Below are 19,468 nucleotides of genomic sequence, written 5' to 3' on the forward strand. Positions count from 1 at the left end.
AATGTTGCAGGCGCACCCCGGTTGGCTATGCTTTTACAACCTTTACAACAACTATAGCCTAATTAACTTTAACAACCAGGTCAACGTGTTCCACATTTCCCAGTCTCTTTCGCCCTTGTATGTAATCCCACATGTTCTCGCCTTTAAACCGGTAGTACCTCATAAAGTAAGCATGGCCTTTTACGAAGGGGGTATCGGGCGTAAATACTACGGCGCTATCTTTTACCATATAAGCACCGGGCTGAACAGGCTGATAATTTTTTAAATTGGAATCGGCCGGCATTTTGTATACAGGCAACAGCGTTTGCCAAACTTCGCGCACCGAATCGCGGTTTATTTCGTTTACGATGGCATTATCGAGCCCCGTGAATTTAACCGACTGCTTATTATTTATAAGGCTGATATGCACCGAAGGCGCTTTTGGCTTTTGGCTACAGGCGAAGCAAAGTGTTAGTAAAAGCCAGGCGGATTTTTTCATGGTTAAATATCATCAATAATTTTCTGAACCGGAATTTTTAGAATTGAAGAATTTACCGAATGCGTGGCGTCTTCAAAATTTAAGAGACTATTGTTAATTCCAAATTGTCCCGTCTTAAAAAAAGTTTACACTTGGTTTTGTCCGCTTTTTGGTTTACATCAAGTAATCTATTTCAGGACAAGGCAATTTCTAATAAACCCGGCTTTACATTAGGTAAAGCAGGGCTTATTTTTCCAAGTAAAACTTTGGCATCTGCGTTAAGGGCTCAAGAAAGTATAAGCCTATAAATTGATGGCGGCATTATTGCCCGATGATAAAAATTTATTAACTAAAGGTGTCAGCGGGCTGGTTACCTTTTCAGTTCAAATTAAAGTTAAAAAAAAGCGTGCCCCGATCTTACCTGGCCACGCTTTTACGCATTAACTACATGTAAAACATATAGAATAAAGATGAAAGGATTAAAGGCAAACACTGCTGTTAAATACCAGACAACGGGAGTGTGATTTGCAAACTCCATTAATCTTAGTTAATTCTAACTTTTAAGTAAAAGATAAAATAACAGTATCGACTTTTAATGAATCAGTATTTGACTCTTTGAATATTATTTATGGGTTACATCATTAAATTTAACCTGTACTATATAAGTTCCTTCAAGCTTTACCTGCCATGACCATCTTGGATTTATGGAAAACGTACCTAACGAAGCAGGGAAACCATCAATTGTTGCAAAAGTGCTTGGGATTCTGTAATACATTAAAAAACCCCAGTTAGTTGAAGGTGTTACATACGGTGCTAAAGGAAAAGGCGCAACTTCAAAATCGCATATCATGGCGGTATCATTTTTTATAACCGGATTAAATTTGGCATAGTTTTCAAACACCGGCCTATCGCCCCTTTTAATGATTTCGCCGCTTCTGGGATTAAAAACTTTGCCATTTTTGTCAACCATCTTCAATATCACCCTTGCACCATCACCGGATATTTTAGTACAGGTAATTGTTGGGGCTTTCATGGGGGTAACGGCCCCGGTTTTATCATTAAAAGCATTTGCCACACCATCGGTCTTCACAAAAAGATCCTCAGGAGCCGGGTCAATAACATTGATGGTTGCCAATGAGGGGAATAATTTTGTGCGGGTAACGTTTTTCATCTCCACATCAAAAACATATCTGCCAAGCGGAAGATGTGTTGAAGCCCGGTTAAAGGTCAGCTGCCCGCTCGTTTCATTAAAGGACATCGGATACGTTGATTGAGTTTCTCTTTTTGCATTGAGTAATGCTACAGTTGTGTCGGTTGTTGCATCAAAAGATAGCCCTTGCTTAAAAACCAGGATATCATATTTTGTTGTAAATTCCTTTGGTGCGGCGCTGCCATCTTCCTTTCTTAAATTAAGCATTTTAAACGAATATGGCGGAGTTGAGCCGTCGGCGTTTATCCGGTCAGATTGAAACAAGATCAATCCGCGCTTGGCATAGATGTCATTATCTTTATATCGAATAGCATCGCTTTGAAAACCATTCTGGATTTTTTTACATGCAACAACACTCCCTAAAAGCATTATTCCAAGAATATATTTTTTCACTTGCATATTATTTATTTTTTAGATATGGCTGTCATAACCTTATAAAATGTATTCAGATCACAAGATCATGCAGCCGTATCAGATTATTATTTAATTAATTACCTAAGGATTGCGCATTAAAAAATAAACGATGGCGACCATCAAGAACATGCACAATTCCCGTTTTTGTGATAATGCCAGATGTTTGACAATCAACGGCCTTATCTTTTTGATCATCAGGAATGGCATTCTGATCAAGTTCCTGATCATCCCTGGTTCCGATTACTTTGGTATAGGTCACATAATCCACATGATCTACATAATTGCTATAGTCAAATGACCGCCTGAATTTAATCATGTAACTCACATCTGGAATGGGCCCCAATAAACTATTATATAATTTACCGGCTAATGTGATTTGATCCCTGTTAATCTTCCCTTCAAACATGTAGGTTTTTAATGAATCGCTTAGCTCTTGCGACGGAATGTCTTTGATGCCGAAATTGATATTCTCATTTCCCACCTCAATAGCTTTTTGATTTTTCTTGGCAGCTACATAATCTGCAACACCATAATTGGTGGTAACAAAAAAGGTAATATTACTGTTTACTACATCCTTTAACCCGGCCTTGTCAATCACTTTTACCAATGAATCAAATTTAGGGTTCGATTTTAAGTAATCATATGTTGTTAAATCAACATATGCTTTGCTCACCCCGCCGTCGTTTTTATAGCTGTCTTTTTTGCACGAAGCAATAAAAAAGGCCGCAAAACATATACATATACTTATATATTTTTTCATAATTTTCTTTTGTTTAGTACTACTCATTTATTAAACCTTACCAAGCCAGTATTTAGTTTGCTTTAACAGCGGATTTTGCCTGAACAATGCCGGGTCAACCGGCCAGTAAAAACCTTCCGCCTTAAATCTCGGCTCGCTTAACCAGTCAATATGGTTGCCATATTGCCTCGTTCTTAGCAGATCATAAAAGATTTGTCCTTCCAGGTACATTTCCTTACCGCGTTCAATAATATATTCATACATTACATCGTCAGCGCTAAAACTATCATCTAATAAGTATGGGTTAGGATCGTTTTTAATTCTAAACTCATTTATGATTTTTATTGCGGCACTTTTATCTCCTTTGTACAAAGCTATTTCGGCTTTCAATAGTTTAAAATCGCTTAATCTGAAAATAATCATATTATTGCTCAGGTAAGCATCCAGCTTTTGTCCGGGATTACGATATACAACGTTGCTGTATTTAATGCACATAGGTTTATCGGTACCTGTGAGGGCAAAATTCTTTTCGTAACGAATATCAGTTGACCCTGTACCATAATGGTCAGATAAATAGCCCGGAGGCACAAAATAACGAGGGGTATTGGAAGCATTGTTTATATAACTTCCGTTTAAAAAGTTAATCCCTACATTTGAATTTGATCCTTCAAGGGTATTTTCGCTCATGTTAATTTCAAATATGCCCTCTGTTGACCGGCCAATAAAGATATTTTTATAATTAGCTGTATCAACAGTTGCATAATTACCATGAGCCATCAGGCTGTTAATGGTAGTATCTGCGCTGCTTACATCTGTAAGTTTTGGATTATTATTAGATACATCCAGCATAGTTGCCCTCCAAAGATACAGATGTGCAAGGAGGCCATAAACAGAACCACAGTTCGCGGTAACTTTAGCATCGCCAGCGTTAGTATATGTCCAGCTTAACATACCTGCGGCTTTGTGACAATCGTCCTCAATAAGTTTCATCACATCAGCTTTAGGGCTTCTTGCCAATTGAGGCGCGCTAAGCGGATCGTCATAAGCTTCGGTAACAATAGGAACATCGCCCCATATCCTAACCATCATAAAATAGCTTAACGCCCTAATAAATAAGGCCTGCCCCATCACGTTTTTCCTGAATGCAGCAGGATCTTCTTCATCACTAAGCTGCGCATCAGTTATCTTTGCTACATTTTTCAGCACAATGTTTGACATTGCGATTGTTTTGTAGTACAATGTGTAATTGGCTAATGAATTTACGTTATACTGAAATGTAAAATCACCATTTTGTATCCCTTCAAGCCCATCGCCATTATATTGTATAGTAAAATAATTTTTTGCAATCGCATCGCCGTATAAATAATACCGGTCATTTTTATAGGTAACGGCACTACGCAGCAATGAATAATTGCCGGCCAGTGCATTTCGGGCATCTTTTGCATTCTTCCAGAATGCCTCATAGTAAGTTGAGTTTTTAGGTACCTGCTCAAGCAATTTTTTGCATGAACTAACACTTACAAAAACCAATATACCAAAGAATACGCTTAATTTTTTATATATATTTCTCATCGCTATTTCTTATTACAGATTAATTTCAAGGCCTATTGTGTATTTACTTGGTATTGGATAGCCATTCCCGTTGTATTCACCATAAGGGTTCACTGCTTCGGCATCGGGCAATCTTTTTGATTGCTGGAACATCTTCACGTTATCAGCGATGCCGTATACTTTAAGTTTGCTTACCCCAAGTTTCTTTAAAACGCTCTTTGGGAAGTCATAACCAAAGTTTATACTCTTAATTCTAAAATATCCACCCTTTTCAAGGAAAAATGTTTGGGCGCCGGTATAGTAATACCTATAAGTTCCTATATCATATTTTGCATAGGTAGCTTTATCTCCCGGGGCTCTCCATATATTAATCTTGCTCAAATCGGGCGTTGATGTGCCGGCAAAATTGGATACGGCGTTACCATCTGTTGAATTTGAAAACCTGTCTGATTCAAATAAATTCAATACATCCCTGTCAAACGTAAAAGTTGAAAAGATACTTAAGCTAAAGTTTTTGTAGTTGAAGTTATTTGTCCAGCCGCCGGTGTATTTAGGGTTAGGATCACCTATGGGTCTTTTATCAGGATTTATTCCATCGTTAAATATATCTATGAAATAATCTCCGTCCAAATCGGCCAGGTAAAAATCACCGGCCTGGTATGTGCCGTTGCTGTTTCTGTATCTTTCACCCGTTAGAGGATTTACAGGAACACTTGCATTAGTTGGAAAAACACCTTTGGTTGTGTAAAGATAAAATGCGTTGATCGGGCTTCCTACAGATAAAATGTGGGATTTATCAAACCTGTCGCCGCTCAAAACCAAATCCCGCCCGCCGTTTGGCAAGCTCATAATGCGGTTTTTATTGTAAGCGAGGTTAAGGCGGGAGTACCATCTGAAAGCCCCCTCGAGCGGGTTCGCCGAAATGGTGATCTCAACACCAGAGTTACGAACACCAATGGAGTTGGTAAGCGCTAAATCATAACCGGTAGTTAGCGGAAGATCTACGCTGAAAAGCTGTAATGACGATTCTTTATTATATACATCAAGTGAAACGGCATACTTGCCATTTTTTATTTCAATATCTGTACCGATGTTCCATTGCGTTGACCTTTCCCAGCTTAAACTTTTTTGAGCTGCGCCATCGTAAAAGTTAGGTGTAATAGCTGTAACTCCATTATAAGATGTAGCACCGCTGTTTCCTTCAAACCCCCCGTTATTTACGTTGTAAAGGTTGTACTGAAGGTAGTTATTGTTAGGTAAACTACCAGAGGCTCCAATACTCGCCCTTAATTTCACCAGGGTAAAGGGATTATCGGGATTGTCTTTCAAAAATGATTCTTCGGATACTAACCATCCAACAGATGCTGCCGGGAAAAAGCCCCATTTATGGTTTTGCCCAAAGCGAGACGAGCCATCGGCCCTTGTACTTACAGACAGTAAATATTTACTGTTATAGTCGTATGCTAACCTACCGTAATATGACAATAAACCGTAAGCCTGGTAATCAGAGCTGGCACCAATTTTTGATTGCTGAAAGCCCTGCACAACCTGGATATTATCTGACGGCCCGTTATAGCCCGACGCTATAGTATTCTGAAACTGGTTGTATAAAATATCCTGACCGGCTACAAAGCTAACTGAGTGTTTTTTGAAAGTATTGTTATACGCTATAAAGTTTGAGGTAGTTAAATTTATACTATTATCAGCATAGCTGTAAGAGTAATTACCCTGCCCGTTCTGTAACAGATCGCTCCTGCTCAAATCCCTGCGATTGGCGTTGTATAAATAAGACGATTGTGAGTTTAATGTTAAATGCTTAGTAATCTGGTAGCTTAAATTTAAATTAAATGTGAGTTGGTTCCCGATATTTTTATCTAAATTTTCGCTGTACGAGCCTAAATAATATGCTTTTTTATCAGGATCCAGATTTAATAGAGAGGAGGGCATATTTCCGGCTCCAAGACTTATGGGGCTGCTGTTGTCGCCGTTACCTCTTGCTTTGTCAGTTCTTGAATAAGCCATTAACGGGTTAATCATCAATTTACCATTAAGCGCGTGCGAAGTAAGGTTCATCCTGGCAGAATATCTTTTAAATCCTGTGGCTTTAACAATACCTTCTTCATTATAATAACCACCGCTAAAACGATAAATCGTACCTCCGGCACCACCACCGCTTAAGCTCAGGTCAGTATTGGTAATTTTCCCTGTTTGATAGAAAAGATCCTGCCAGTCGGTATTTCCGTTAAAAGCAGTGTTTAGGCTATCAGTAAGGATATACGGAAGCTGTCTTTGATCACCGTAAAGAAGTTGACTTTGTAAAACGTCCAATTTTTGCCTCCGTTCTGTAGTACCCAGGGTTACGTCACGCAATTTCGGGCGTTGAGTAATGCCAAAGTATGAATTAATGGTAATCCTCGGATCGCCCGATAACCCCTTTTTGGTGGTAATTAATATAACACCATTGGCCGCCCTTGAACCATAAATTGCGGCAGCTGAAGCATCTTTCAATACATCAATTGTTTCAATATCGGCTGGATTTATTCCGGCAAGGTAGTTAGCACCCGTGCCTACCCCCGGGCCAACATAATTTTCTGTTGGCTGCGGCACACCATCAACAACATAAAGCGGCGTGTTTACCACATTATATTCATCATATCCACGGCTTACTAACGAGCTGCCCCTTACAGAAACCGTAGGTGTTGCACCCGGCTGGCCTGAAAAATTTTGTACGTTAACACCAGAAATTCTACCCTGCAAAAGCTGATCAAAACTTGCAGCCGGCAGGTCGCTCAATTCTTTTGCCGAGATACTTGAAATGGCGGCTGTTGTTTTTTTTCTCGCAATTTTCTGGTAACCGATAAGCACCACCTCACTCAACGTTTGCTGGTTTTCATGTAACACTATAGTAAGTGTAGATTTTGCTCCAACCGTTGTTTCGGCAGGCAAAAAAGCCACACAGGTAGCTACTAAAACCGCGTTGGGTTTAATAATCTTGAGGCTAAATTCTCCCTTTTCATTTGTGGATGTTGAATTTGTAGTCCCCTTCTCCGTAACAGTGGCATTTACAATAGGCACATTGTCTTTATCAACTACTTTTCCCTTTAGAACAGCCTGGGCAAAAGCACCCCAGGGAATTTGCCAACAAAGAAAAATACATACAATCAAAAGTTTCCTGTAGAATGTAAAAGTTTTTGTCATAATTAATAGTTTAGTGTGTGAACTCAAATGTATATATTACACAGATATATTATTTCACGATATCTTATCTCATATTAACGTTATATTAACCAATTTTCAATCTTATCGCCTTTATTACAGGCTTATGGCCGAAATGCCCCAACAATCTTTACATATTATAATATTTTAAAAAATAGCACCGGGGAACCTGTGCCGCCGGTGAAAGCTTAAAGACCGATATGGGTAGACCAGCGCCCGGATAAGTCCGATCGCAGCCAGGAGAATTTTTTTTATAAAATGAAATATGAGGTAATTTATCATCAGCTATAACCGCACCATACTCACCGGCCAAATACCCAACGAACTGGAGTACGAAGTCTGGGCCAATGAAAAGGACCAGGTTTTTATCGGCAAAATAAGGGACCTGCCGCAAGAGGCGGTTAACTCCTCTAGCGCGAGTATCCGGGCGGACCAAAAGAGGTGGGCGACTCGTGCTCCGCGTTTAGGGGGCGGCAGCGAAGAAAATGTCCAGGTTTCCACATAGCACGGTGCGCAGCCCCTCTGCAAGCGGCTCTCTTTGCACCGAAATACTTTATCTTCAGGCTTTTAAATCCGAAAAATAAATTCTACCTTCAATAAGTAATTGAAAATGTGCGGAATACCGCCGTTTCTTTGCCCATCGTAAACCTTTTATCAAAACCGTTATGAATTCCCTTAAATCTTATCGCATTTTAAGCTTGTGCCTGCTGATTTCGGCGATGGTGACAGGCAGTACTTCAGCCTTTTCGCAAACACACAGTTTCGGATTGAAAAGCGAGTTGTATGCTATTGAAAATAAAGCTTTTTCGGGATTTGAAGTGACGGGAGACGCACAGAAAGAAATGACCCGTTTGATAGACAGGGGATTGCAAGCCTACGACAAACAACACAACCAGGATGTGTACAACACTATAGTTGCTAACTTTCGCAGGTTAACGGATACTATTACAATGTACAAAGTTGCCGGAGGCAAAGGGCCCTCGATGATAGTATTAATCGCTTATCACACATCAAGACCACCCCGGATTTCCAGTTATTCTATTAAAAGCGCACTAAAAAAATTATGCCCGCTATTTCCATTTTGCTAGACATACAGAGCGAGGTAAAAGACCTGTTCGATTACGCCGGCGATTTGACCAAACAATTGCTTACGCTTTCGGCGGGTATTATTACCATTTCTGTCACCTTTGCAAAAGACATCGCAAAAAACAACCCCCGCAAAATAAGGCGTTACATCAGTCTTTGCTGGATTTTCAACTTCTTGTCGATTTTTTTCGGAATATTAAGCCTGATGGCACTGACAGGAGCAATTGACGACGCCATTACCATAGGCGCAAAGGTTACCATGCACAGTAATATGAGGGTATTTACAGGCTTACAGATCATCACTTTTCTGTTGGGGCTGGTTAACATCATCATCTACGGCAATATGGGCATCATGCACCATCAATCGTCGGCAAAAACAGAAAAGCCGAAATAAGTGGTGCCCGCTATTTGTCGATTGCGTTTACGAACCACTATGCCTTTAGTCTCTGCCGCGACACATAATGATTCCGGCTTGCATGTTTTACCGGCTTTCAAAATAAGCGGATGTCGTGATTTTCTATCGCCAGTCGGCCCAGTTACTTTGTGCTGCCCAGTAGTTGGTTGTCCCCACAGCACCACGGTAACTTACCTGGGTAAAAAATGAGTTTGAAAAATCAACCCCGGTAAAATCGGTGCCGTGCAGGGCCGGCGAGCCGGTTGTTGGCGTAAGGTCGGGAGCAGCACCATGGTTATACATAGCCTTAAGTTTCAGGTCGGCAGTGGTGGCTATCACCGAATCTTTATTTACAGTGTTAGTCAAAAAAAGCGTCAGCTCCGGGTCTGCAAAAACACCTTTCGAATCCTGGTCCCAGCAAAAGGTCCGCGCAAGTGTGTCTGCGTGAACCAAATTGCTGCGGAACTCGGCATCATTATTAGTTAATATCACTGGTCGTGTCCTGGGGCATACCATAAAGCCGCCTTCAGAGTATTCGGCAATCACGGTATTCCTGATTGCTAACCGGGTTCCTTTGCGCATATAAACCCCCTGGTTAATATTGGTTTTTACAGCGTCAATTCCCTCCGGCCCTATAATTGTCATGTTTGACACCACCGGGCGGGTTAAAGGGACGTTGGTAGTAGGCACCGAATCATTATAGCTTTCGAAACCGTTAGCGCGAAGCGCATGTGAAGAAGCTTTAGTACGGTAACCAATAAGGAACTGCAAATTACCCTCGTACCCATGGTCGAAATCGAAATCATCATCGCCACAGTTATAACTGATTAAATGGGTTGCATTTACCGTTCCGCCAACAAATTGAAAGCTGTCATCGTTAGAATATTTCACCATTACGTTATCAATCCGGGTGCCCGAACCAACGCTTGCCAGCACCAAACCGCTGGCTTTATCCACTGCCCATTCGTCTTCCGCAGGCGGATTTATGCCGCCGGTATATTCCAGCCTCAAATAAGTTATTGAGCCTGAATTATCGGCACTATTGGTACCACCATACTGGGTATCGGGGTTGGCAGGTAAACCGGCAACGTAACCGGTACCCACGTTTGTTGGTGCGTTGCCAATTAATACAATTGCGCCCCAATCGCCGGGCAATTTTGTTGTCGCTGCTGATGTGAAAACAACAGGCATGGCGGCGGTGCCATTTACATTCAGTTTCGCCCCCCTGCTTATTACAAGTGCGCTTTTATTGGCTGCTGCTGCGTTCACCTGGGCGTACACGGTTACGCCCGCGGGTATAGTTAACACTGCATTGTTTTTAACAAACACCTGCCCTTTTAAAAAATAATTTTTGCCGGCATCAAGGGTTGTATTAGTGGTTATTGCCCCCTGCAAGGTATCGGTTTTTTTGCCGCTGATTTTGCCTGGAGAAATGTTGTCCTGTTTGCAGGATATAAGATATACGGAAACAAAAAGTGTAAGTAAAATAATTTTTTTCATGGGGAAAAATATATTCAACAACAAGAAATAACGAAAATGGTTTTCGTTGAAATCAATTAAATTTCCAATATGATTTTATTAATATCATCTGGCAACAGTCGCTTTAAACAATAATAGCCCGGCGGGGGTAAAACACGGACAGGGGCCCGGACAAGCGTTTCAAACTTTAACTTATTTTAACTATCATTCATTTGCCGTTCTGCGTTTGCTTTCTTTAATTTATAAACTTAATGTCAGCAGTATTTCCATCAAATCAGGTTTGCAGGCTATGGCTCGTCATCCTGTTTATTTTCTGTTTACCTGCAGGGCTTTCAGCACAAAATCTTTTCCTCGAAAAAGTAGAGGCCTGCAACACTTCAAACTATTGTATGGACTGCGGGGACCCAAAGGCAACTTGCGACCAGGTTATCCTGGATAATATCTCCGGACAAATCGTTCGTAAATACTTATTGGGGAATTCCAAAGGATCAATAACCTTCCAGGTTGTGGTCGACTCTACCGGTTTTGGTTGCGTATTGAGCCATACCGACATCGCAAACCTCCCGATCACCGCCGATTTGATCAGGTACCTGAATGGTTTTTTGTGGAAACCGGCTAAAGTAAATGGCAAAGCCGTAAGCGCATCTGTGAATGTGATTTTCCGTATTGCCGATGGCAAATTGTCAAGCCAGATCCAACGGATGGACCTGGCCGAATTAAGGCCCCCGGACGATCCCGTCATCTATAATAAACAAACTACTTATAGCAACCCGTCGCTAAAAACCTACGAGTTCAGCGTTTGGACCAAATACAACTCTCCTCTTCCCGATAATATAAGCCGGTCGTGCACGATGGATAAGTCTGATATTTTGTGGTATGCTACCGCCGGCGGGCTAACCCGGTTCGACGGGGAATTCTTCAATCCTGTTAATGAATACAACTCGCCGTTTACTGCCGACCAGGCGATAGGGAGTATAAACACCGATAAAGACAATAAGACATGGGTGTATGTTGATCATAACATCTACCAGGTTACCGCCGGCAGGTTCCGGGTGTACGACTTCAATAAGTATTTTACCTCAGCGGTTACCCATATCTTAAACAGCAGTAACGGAAAGCTCCTTTTTACTACAAACCAGGGCCTGGTGGCAGTTAGAAACGATAAAGTGGTGGTGTTTAATAAAAAGTCCTTACCACAGCTGCCGTCAAATGATATCAGCTATGCTTATGTTGATAGCCGCAAAAATTTATGGATAGGTACCGCTAAAGGCACTATCATGATTGATAAAAATTTCTTTGTTACCACATTTAATAAATCAAACACACCATTAAAAAACATGAGCATCTCGGATGCGGTAGAGGATGAAAAAGGTAACCTCTACTTCTCGCTGGTCAATTATAATAAAGTTGTGGATGACGACGATAAGGAAGGCCTGGCAGTACTGAAAGCCGACGGCAAATGGCTTCACTATAATGATAAAAATTCAGGAATGCCCTCAAACCGCGTCAATGATATTTTGTACGACAAGTTTGAACACGTTTTATGGTTAGGTACCGATCAGTCGGGTATTGTAAGGTTCAATTTGAAAGATGGCTGGGAAAATTATCACAACATTAACTCCCCTGCACCCGGTCATACAATTTATCAATTAGTCCAGGACTCAAAAGGGGCCATTTATGCAACCACCGCCAACGGCCTGTTAAGGCTCAGGAAGAAACAAAAACCCTGATCGGAATTTAACTTTAAATTACCCTGCCGGTTTAAATCCCGCCTGAACCGGCGGGCATGGGGCGAGGGCCTCAACCAAGAAACTGTAATACCAACTGCTCCCACTCCTTTTCCAAAGACACGTTCGGGCGGGGCTGCCGTGCTTTGTTATACCAGTAATCAGCATTCCAAATGTCGCCTTCTTTACGGTGCAGGTAGGCATGTACCCATGCCGAAGCCTGGTCTGTAAGCTGATCTACCTCCGCATGTGCTTTATGCCAGTCGCCTTTGCCATCATACCAAAGGCTTTTTAATTGAACAGAGAGTCCGGTACCCGGCTGGTCTGACTTTAAGGACGCTTTAAAATCTGCTAGCGTTTTCATAGGCTGTTATTTTTTTCGAAAATAAGGATTATAAGGTATTTCGTGCCTGGTAGTCATAGGCTACCTGCCTGGTGCATTTGTAGACGAAGGCCCGCTGTTCGTAGACTGTGTCTGCAGACGACTATGCCCGTAGTCTTTGAAAACGGTGTCTCAAATCCAAACTTTTATAGACGCGAGCGATTATAAAATCTACGGACCGGTTTACGTTCATTTTGCAGCAGACAGCAATTCAAAAGATCGCTTTGGGTTAACAAGTTTAATACGGCCATCTGCCGAAATATCCGCTCCATTTTTGATAAGCGCTATTACTTCGGCCGGGCTGAGTGATGGCTTAACAGCGATTAGCTTCGCTGCTAAATTTGCGATGTATGGCGTAGCCATCGACGTGCCCGACAATAAAATTTTTGTACCTCCGGGGGCAAAGCTTTCAACCAGGTAGCCGTTTGCGTGTATGGCAACCTTGTTCCCGGTAGCAGTAAAATCGGTTTCGAGGCCGGCGCTGTTTACCGACCCTACGCCTATCATATTGGGGATATCGAGTGCTGCGGGATACCTAAGGTCGATATTGGAATTGGAGTTTTTGTTACCGTTTGATGCAACGAACAGAATACCAGGGGCCGAACTAAACGCATCAAAAAGCGCATTTTTACGCATGGTCCATAACTTTACTGCAAGGGCTTTCTGATCCTCTTCGGGCATTTTTGGGTTGTATTTGGCTATATCGCTTTGATAATCGCTTACAAAATAACCCCAGCTCATGGTCACCACCCGCACGTTTGCGGCTTTCCAATATTGTACCAGGTCCTTCAGGTTTTTGGCTACTTTCTGTTCTGTTTCAACAGAAGGCGAGCCCCCATCCGGAGTAAATCCAACATCTTCAGTAAACCTAACGGTAAGCAAACGCGCATAAGGGTTGCCACGCATGGCAATACCCGCAACATGCGTCCCGTGGATGTAGTCGCCCACAAAATTGATCAGGCCATAGATAGAGTCGCGTTGCACCACATTTGCCTTTGCCAGGGCGTCTTTATAATAACGGTAGTCAGCACTTTCCACACCTGCTTCGTCCTCGCCGTTACCCTTTAGCAGCCGCACGGCACTTGGGTATAGTTTTTGTTTTTCTGCTGATAAGGGCATTAGCAGGTGCGTATCTTTATTTTCTTTACCGTCGTAAGCCACGCCATGAAGATCATCCACGTAGCCATTATGGTCGTTATCCAATCCGTCAATTTTTTCTTTTGGGTTGGTGTATAGCCTGTCTTTAAAAAGAGAAATGTCGGTACCTAAATCAAATACCGATATCACAACGGGTTTATAGGGTTTTCCGGGTAACAGCTCCAAATCACGCGCGGGCCATATGTTTACCTGGTTGCGCGCGTTTACATGCGTTACGCTGTCCATCACAGCGGTAACCACCGCACTCACTTTATCAAAATCATGCATTTCATAAAAAAGAAACAACACATAATCTATGTTTCTTACAGAAAGCGGTCCGTTGGCTATAGGTGGGTTCAGGTCGCTCGCTGCAATTTTAACGTATTCGGCGGCGGTCATGTTAGCATATTGCTGCCTGATGCGCTGCAATGACGACGCTGCAGTAACATACGGTATGGTATTTATCGCTTTTGTAAAAATAGTTCTGAAATTGGCTATATAGGCCGGTGACGCAGGGTCGCCCGCCGCTATCAACGATCTTTTTACCAAGGCGCTGGTGGCCTTGGCTGCAGGTTTAACCTCCAGCATTCTTAAACTATCATAATACGCCAATGCCTTTTGACGATCACCATCGTAAAAAGCAAGATCTCCTAATATCCTGTAATACGATTTTAAAACAGCAGTATCACGTATGTCGAATTTAGCAATATCGGTAGCCAGGTCATTCCTCAATTGTATGGCAAAGGCTTTGATCCGCTGCTCATTGCCAAGCAATACGTTAAGGCTGTCTTTAACGGGATAGTTATGTACAGGTAATTGTGCACCTGAACTAGCAATTGGCTTTTGAGCCAACGAACTTGTTGCAAACAAAAATAACAATGACAGGAAAGTGCCAAACATTTTCGCGAAGAATACCGATTTCATAGTAGTAATTTAATTTTCTAAGATACAAAATCGGCCGATTTTTCCCTGCCGGTTTATACGTCCCGCTTACAATAACTTCTTTAAACAAAAGCGTCAATGCCGAAACCCGGCTAATGATCGTTTAGTAACGTCAGCCGGACCTTGAATCGGCGGCGTATTTCATTCATTCCTCAACCCTCTCACCGGATTAGCCGCCGCAGATCGCATCGTCCTAAAACTTATGGTTGCCAGTGCTATTAACATGGCCCCTGCACCTGCCAGTACAAATACCCATAAGTTCAGGTTGGTATGGTAGGCAAAATTCTGTAGCCATTTGTGGATCAGCAACCAGGCTATGGGCGAGGATATCAGCAACGAAATAGCTATCAGCACGATCACCTCTTTATTTAGCAGCATTAATATATTGGTAACGCTGGCGCCCAGCACTTTCCTGATGCTGATCTCCTTGGTCCTTCGCTCGGTGGTGAACATCGCCAGGCCGAACAAGCCCATGCACGAAATAAAGATGGTGATGAGCGTTGCCGTCCGGATAAGCCATGCTGTTTGCCGCTCACTTTCGTAAAGCTTTGCTACCGATTCGCCCAGGAAAGCATAGTCAAAGGGTTCTTCAGGGTAAAGTTTCTTCCATTCCTTTGCGATTTGGTTTATCAGCAACGGTATATCGCCCTTCTGATGTTCGGCGGGGGTTAGTTTCAAAGCAATGGTCTTTTGTACGTCAGGGTTATTGGATATTGTGCATGGCAAAATTTGATGATAAAATGATTCTTCGTAAAAATCGGCAACCACGCCCACTATAGGCCAGGCTTTATCCCGCGCGGTATTCCCTAAAAGCCTGCCAATGGCCTGTTGCGGATCGCTAAACCCCATGGCCTTTGCTGCGGTTACGTTTATAAGGTATTCCGTTACGCTGTCTGATTGCAACAAATTACGGCCGGCGACTATTTTCATGTGGTAAAATGGCACAAAACCGGCATTGCCCGAATAGGCGTAAGACTCGATAGATTGCTTATTGCTACCCTGTAATTGTATTGCATCTATCAGATGGCTAACGCTTATCGGAGGGGTGGCCCCTGTTATCACCTGTTCAATGCCGGGCAATCGTTTTATGTTTTCGGCAAGCACTTTCACTTTCCCCGGTTGTTCCCGAAACAGGGTTCTTAACGTGATAATATTGCTTGTTTCAACGCCCAGGTCAATGTTTTGCATGTAGTTAACCTGCCGGTCGACCACTATAGTGCTGATAATAAAAACAAGCGATATGGTAAACTGGAAAACGATGAGGCTTTTACGCAGGTAGCCTTTATTGCCCGCCCGGCTACTTGTTTCGCCCTTCAGGCTGGCCACTGGCTTAAATGCCGATAACACCCTCGCGGGGTAAAAGCCTGCAACCAGGGTGGTGAAAATTGCGGCGCAGGCCAAAAATATCCAGGTGGTATAATCTGTAAAGTGGAATTTAACGCATGCCGGGATATAGCCGGCGAACAAATTCAACACAGGCTGCATGGCAATTACGGCTATAGCCACCGCCAATAAGGCCAGGATAAATGTCTCGGTTAAAAATTGGATGAGAACACCACCCCGCCCGCTGCCCAACACCTTAAGGATGCCAATATCTTTAGTGCGTTGTATGGATTGCGCCGTTGATAAATTGATGAAATTAACAGCTGCGATAAATAATATAAACAGCGCCACCGCCGAAAGAATATACAGCACCCTCAAATCGGCTTTGTTCCCACGTCCGCCATATTCTTTGTGAAAATGAATACCGGTAAATGGTTGTAGCCGGCCGTGCGTTCTCGGATTAGGGAGGGTATTGATATACTTTTTTATAAATGCCGGAAACTGGGCATCTATTTGTGAGGGGTTCGCGCCTGCGGGCAACTTTACAAGCACTTGACTATCGCCATCAATCATGTGCGGGTTATCCAATGAGATCCGGTGTCGTAAAAAATTGGTTTTAATGGTGCTGTAGGAAATAAACTCAGAAAAATTAAAATCCGAATTTTTATTCCAGTCCTGAAGGATGCCGGTCACTGTTACCGTAAGCGAATCGTCGTAAGTGATCGTTCTCCCTATCATCTCGTTGGGCGGCAGGTTGCCGAAATAGGTTTGCGCACGGCTTTGGGTAAGTACTACGGTCATTGGGTTATTCAACGATGTTTTCTTGCTGCCGCTTAACCAGGAATATGGCAATATGTCGAAATAATCAGGCTGGGCAATTACCGCCGTTGCCTTATCGAATTCCTTAACCGCTTTGTCGCCCGCTTTTATCGTTACCTTTGGCAAATAGGGGTGAAAAGCTGCCACCGTTTCCAGCCCGGAAATATCATTGCGCATCGCATCGGGCATCGTGCCCGGCACCGAGTTCCAATGCATAAGGGTGGCGTTTGGCCCCCAGTTAGAGCTTAGATCGACACAATAAATGCGTTCCTTGTCCGGATGAAAAGCATCAAAGCTGAACTCAAAGCTGGCTACCAGGTAAATAACAAGGCAGCCGCAAATACCCAGCGCCAACCCCATTACATTAATGGCCGAATAAGTTTTGTGGCGTGCAATGTGGCGCCAGGCGTTTCTTAAATAATTTTTAAACATATAACTGCGGTTTAATTTCTCGGCACACCACTTCGGGATGGTTTGCTGGTTCGAAATTACCGCGGCTATTGGGGATGTTGTCCTAAGTTATAAGATGGGAGTTCTTTTTTGGGATCAGCCTTATATTCCGCCGGGCTTTTACCAGTCAACTCCTTAAAAATCCGGTGAAAGGCGCTCTTAGAGTTGAAGCCCGAATCATAGGCGATGCCCATCAGTGTGATATGGCCATAGGCCCGGTCCTGCATTTTCCGGATTACGTCCGCAACGCGATACTCATTGATGAAATTGTTGAAACTTTTTTTGAGCGCTGTATTGATGATGCGGGATAATTCATGGGTCGTCAGGTCAAGCTTTTCAGCAAGCGAAACTAAACTCAGTTCCGGGTCTTCGTAATAGCAATTTGTTTTGACGATTTTTTTCAGCCAGGTACCTTTTTGCTTTAGCTCAGCAGGGAGTTGTGATTTTAAAAATGAAGGGGCAGCGGCCAGCACGCCAGCCTCCTGTCTTAAGAAAGTGGCTGCGGCCATCCAAATGGTTAATACCGCTACCAGGAGATATAACGGATAATAAGCATGGATGCTTAATTGGTAATGGTAATAAAAATAGTCTGCGGCTGTAAACGGTATGCACAATAACCACAACAAGGCAAAACCTTTCAATAAATTATGCAACCACCGGAGTTGGTGCCGGTACCGGTCGCCACCGTTAAATTTAAGATGATTATAAAAACGCCATATCAGCTTATGCGACTGATACAGGTAAATACTGACTGAAATAAATGCGAGTAAATGCAATACCGGGCTCAGCTGCTGATAGGTCCGTGTATCATATGTAGCGGCACCTGTTTTTATGCTATCCCCAACTTCCAGTGCGTGTGCACCCAGTTCCAGTAGCAATGGACTAAAATGCAGCAAATCCTTGTACCTGAATTTGTATTCCGGCCGGGTTATTTTGAGCACATAAAAATAGATAAGCGGTCCAAGTGCAAGCGAAAATTGCGGCGGAAACCGGCTCCAACCAGGTAGGTAAGCTGACAGCCCGATATCAATGCCCAATATCCTGGCTATCCACAAAACAATGGTAACCAATACCAGGGCCAGAAAACGGTTTGCGGTCCTGTTGGTCCTTTTGGCGAAACCTAAAAGCAAGGCAAAATTTAGCTCGATAAATATCGTTCCCAGGAATGCCAGGTCGTAAAGGTTAATATGTAATGTATATGGGTTCAAGTGACACAAATAATCAATAGCTGCTCCAAGTTGCTAATATCCAGGCAAATGGAAAATTAGCGTTTATGAGCTTCGAAGATTGTAAAAAAAGCGCAAATTTGGGCGTTTGGTTTTGCCTGTTAATGAACTTGGCCCGCTTAAAGTCATTCCCTTACGGCGGTACAAGCCCATAACCCCATGGGTAATTCGCATTAGAAAAACCTTACAAAATAGCCGCTTACAGATTGCCATAACGCCGAATCAGGTATAAAATAGTAGCTGTAATGCGATATCGCAAGGATAATGAACGCGATGACATACGCCCTGCTGTTATTGCCCTTTATCTTATCGTAAACAATGAGTGCTGCCAGAAGCAGGTCGGGTATTAAAAAGCCAAGCAGTACTGCCTCTGCCCCGTTCAGGCCCACCATGTGGGTGAAAACCCTGCGCAACCCTGCCCCGGCAATAGCCAGCGAAGTAGCGATCATATAGCGCATGTGGTAGGGGGGGCGGTGTTTGTTGATGATGGCAAGCAGGTACAGCACGAGGAAATCAAATATCTGGTAAGTAGGGAAATACATTCCGGCGAGAACGCGCTGTTGGGGCGCATGAGCGGCTACGGCATTTAAGTATGCTTCGCGCGCTATAAAGTGAATGGAAATAATAATACAGGGCACCAGCACATAGGTAAGCCGGCCAATGATGCGGTGCGCCTTATATTTGCCGTAGCGGATAAGCAGGGGCTGAACAACCAGCAACACAAACCAGGTGGTGAACAGCAGGCCGTGAATATGCTGGATGAGGGTAACATTATTGAAGCCCGGAAATAGCCCGAAATAGGTTTTGAAAAACCCCAAAACAACAATGCCGAAAATTACAACAAACAGCAGGCTGACATTTTTGTACCCGGTTTCCATGTAGCGTGGATTGTGACGTTTAATTTGGTACAATATAG

Annotated in this window: 14 protein-coding genes; 3 read left to right on the forward strand and 11 right to left on the reverse strand. The window is 42.9% G+C overall.

Annotation, left to right across the window (positions count from 1 at the left end):
• Positions 1–58 precede the first annotated feature (58 nt).
• The 5 genes from NAF19_RS24200 to NAF19_RS24220 all read right to left on the reverse strand — a co-directional run bounded on the left by NAF19_RS24200 (position 59) and on the right by NAF19_RS24220 (position 7,569).
• Positions 59–478, reverse strand: coding sequence for a hypothetical protein (locus tag NAF19_RS24200; RefSeq protein WP_252792933.1), 420 nt, complete (start codon positions 476–478; stop codon positions 59–61).
• A gap of 601 nt (positions 479–1,079) precedes the next feature.
• Positions 1,080–2,066, reverse strand: coding sequence for a DUF5007 domain-containing protein (locus NAF19_RS24205; RefSeq protein ID WP_252792934.1), 987 nt, complete (start codon positions 2,064–2,066; stop codon positions 1,080–1,082).
• 88 nt (positions 2,067–2,154) lie between these two features.
• On the reverse strand, positions 2,155–2,841 hold the full coding sequence (locus NAF19_RS24210; RefSeq protein WP_252792935.1) for a hypothetical protein: 687 nt from the start codon (positions 2,839–2,841) through the stop codon (positions 2,155–2,157).
• A 30-nt stretch (positions 2,842–2,871) separates the two neighbouring features.
• Positions 2,872–4,392, reverse strand: a complete 1,521-nt coding sequence (locus NAF19_RS24215) for a RagB/SusD family nutrient uptake outer membrane protein (protein WP_252792936.1) — start codon at positions 4,390–4,392, stop codon at positions 2,872–2,874.
• Positions 4,393–4,404: 12 nt separating this feature from the next.
• A complete protein-coding gene (locus tag NAF19_RS24220; protein WP_252792937.1) occupies positions 4,405–7,569 on the reverse strand; it encodes a SusC/RagA family TonB-linked outer membrane protein in 3,165 nt (1,054 codons plus the stop codon).
• A gap of 683 nt (positions 7,570–8,252) precedes the next feature.
• Here NAF19_RS24220 and NAF19_RS24225 point away from each other — a divergent pair.
• Positions 8,253–8,675, forward strand: coding sequence for a hypothetical protein (locus NAF19_RS24225; protein ID WP_252792938.1), 423 nt, complete (start codon positions 8,253–8,255; stop codon positions 8,673–8,675).
• Positions 8,651–9,067 (forward strand): hypothetical protein, encoded by a 417-nt coding sequence (locus NAF19_RS24230; RefSeq protein WP_252792939.1) that lies wholly within the window; start codon positions 8,651–8,653, stop codon positions 9,065–9,067. The genes NAF19_RS24225 and NAF19_RS24230 overlap by 25 nt, the downstream gene beginning before the upstream one ends.
• Before the next feature lie 123 nt (positions 9,068–9,190).
• Here the strand turns inward: NAF19_RS24230 and NAF19_RS24235 are convergent, their stop codons facing one another.
• Entirely contained in the window at positions 9,191–10,567 is a 1,377-nt protein-coding gene (locus NAF19_RS24235; RefSeq protein ID WP_252792940.1) for a beta-helix domain-containing protein, read from the reverse strand.
• Positions 10,568–10,797: 230 nt separating this feature from the next.
• On the opposite strand from NAF19_RS24235, the gene NAF19_RS24240 reads away from it, so the two are divergent.
• The gene (locus NAF19_RS24240) at positions 10,798–12,276 is read left to right on the forward strand and encodes a ligand-binding sensor domain-containing protein (protein WP_252792941.1); all 1,479 of its coding nucleotides are present in this window, start codon (positions 10,798–10,800) and stop codon (positions 12,274–12,276) included.
• Positions 12,277–12,346: 70 nt separating this feature from the next.
• Here the strand turns inward: NAF19_RS24240 and NAF19_RS24245 are convergent, their stop codons facing one another.
• The 5 genes from NAF19_RS24245 to NAF19_RS24265 form a co-directional block, all read right to left on the reverse strand.
• Positions 12,347–12,637 carry a hypothetical protein gene (locus tag NAF19_RS24245; RefSeq protein ID WP_252792942.1) on the reverse strand — a complete coding sequence of 97 codons (291 nt, stop codon included), beginning with the start codon at positions 12,635–12,637 and terminating at the stop codon, positions 12,347–12,349.
• A 207-nt stretch (positions 12,638–12,844) separates the two neighbouring features.
• A complete protein-coding gene (locus NAF19_RS24250; RefSeq protein WP_252792943.1) occupies positions 12,845–14,716 on the reverse strand; it encodes a S8 family serine peptidase in 1,872 nt (623 codons plus the stop codon).
• 159 nt (positions 14,717–14,875) lie between these two features.
• Positions 14,876–17,308 (reverse strand): ABC transporter permease, encoded by a 2,433-nt coding sequence (locus NAF19_RS24255; RefSeq protein ID WP_252792944.1) that lies wholly within the window; start codon positions 17,306–17,308, stop codon positions 14,876–14,878.
• A 65-nt stretch (positions 17,309–17,373) separates the two neighbouring features.
• Positions 17,374–18,534, reverse strand: coding sequence for a helix-turn-helix domain-containing protein (locus NAF19_RS24260; RefSeq protein WP_252792945.1), 1,161 nt, complete (start codon positions 18,532–18,534; stop codon positions 17,374–17,376).
• A gap of 191 nt (positions 18,535–18,725) precedes the next feature.
• Positions 18,726–19,430 (reverse strand): hypothetical protein, encoded by a 705-nt coding sequence (locus tag NAF19_RS24265; protein ID WP_252792946.1) that lies wholly within the window; start codon positions 19,428–19,430, stop codon positions 18,726–18,728.
• Positions 19,431–19,468: the final 38 nt, after the last annotated feature.

It is taken from the genome of Mucilaginibacter flavidus (assembly GCF_024055575.1).
GTDB lineage: Bacteria > Bacteroidota > Bacteroidia > Sphingobacteriales > Sphingobacteriaceae > Mucilaginibacter > Mucilaginibacter flavidus.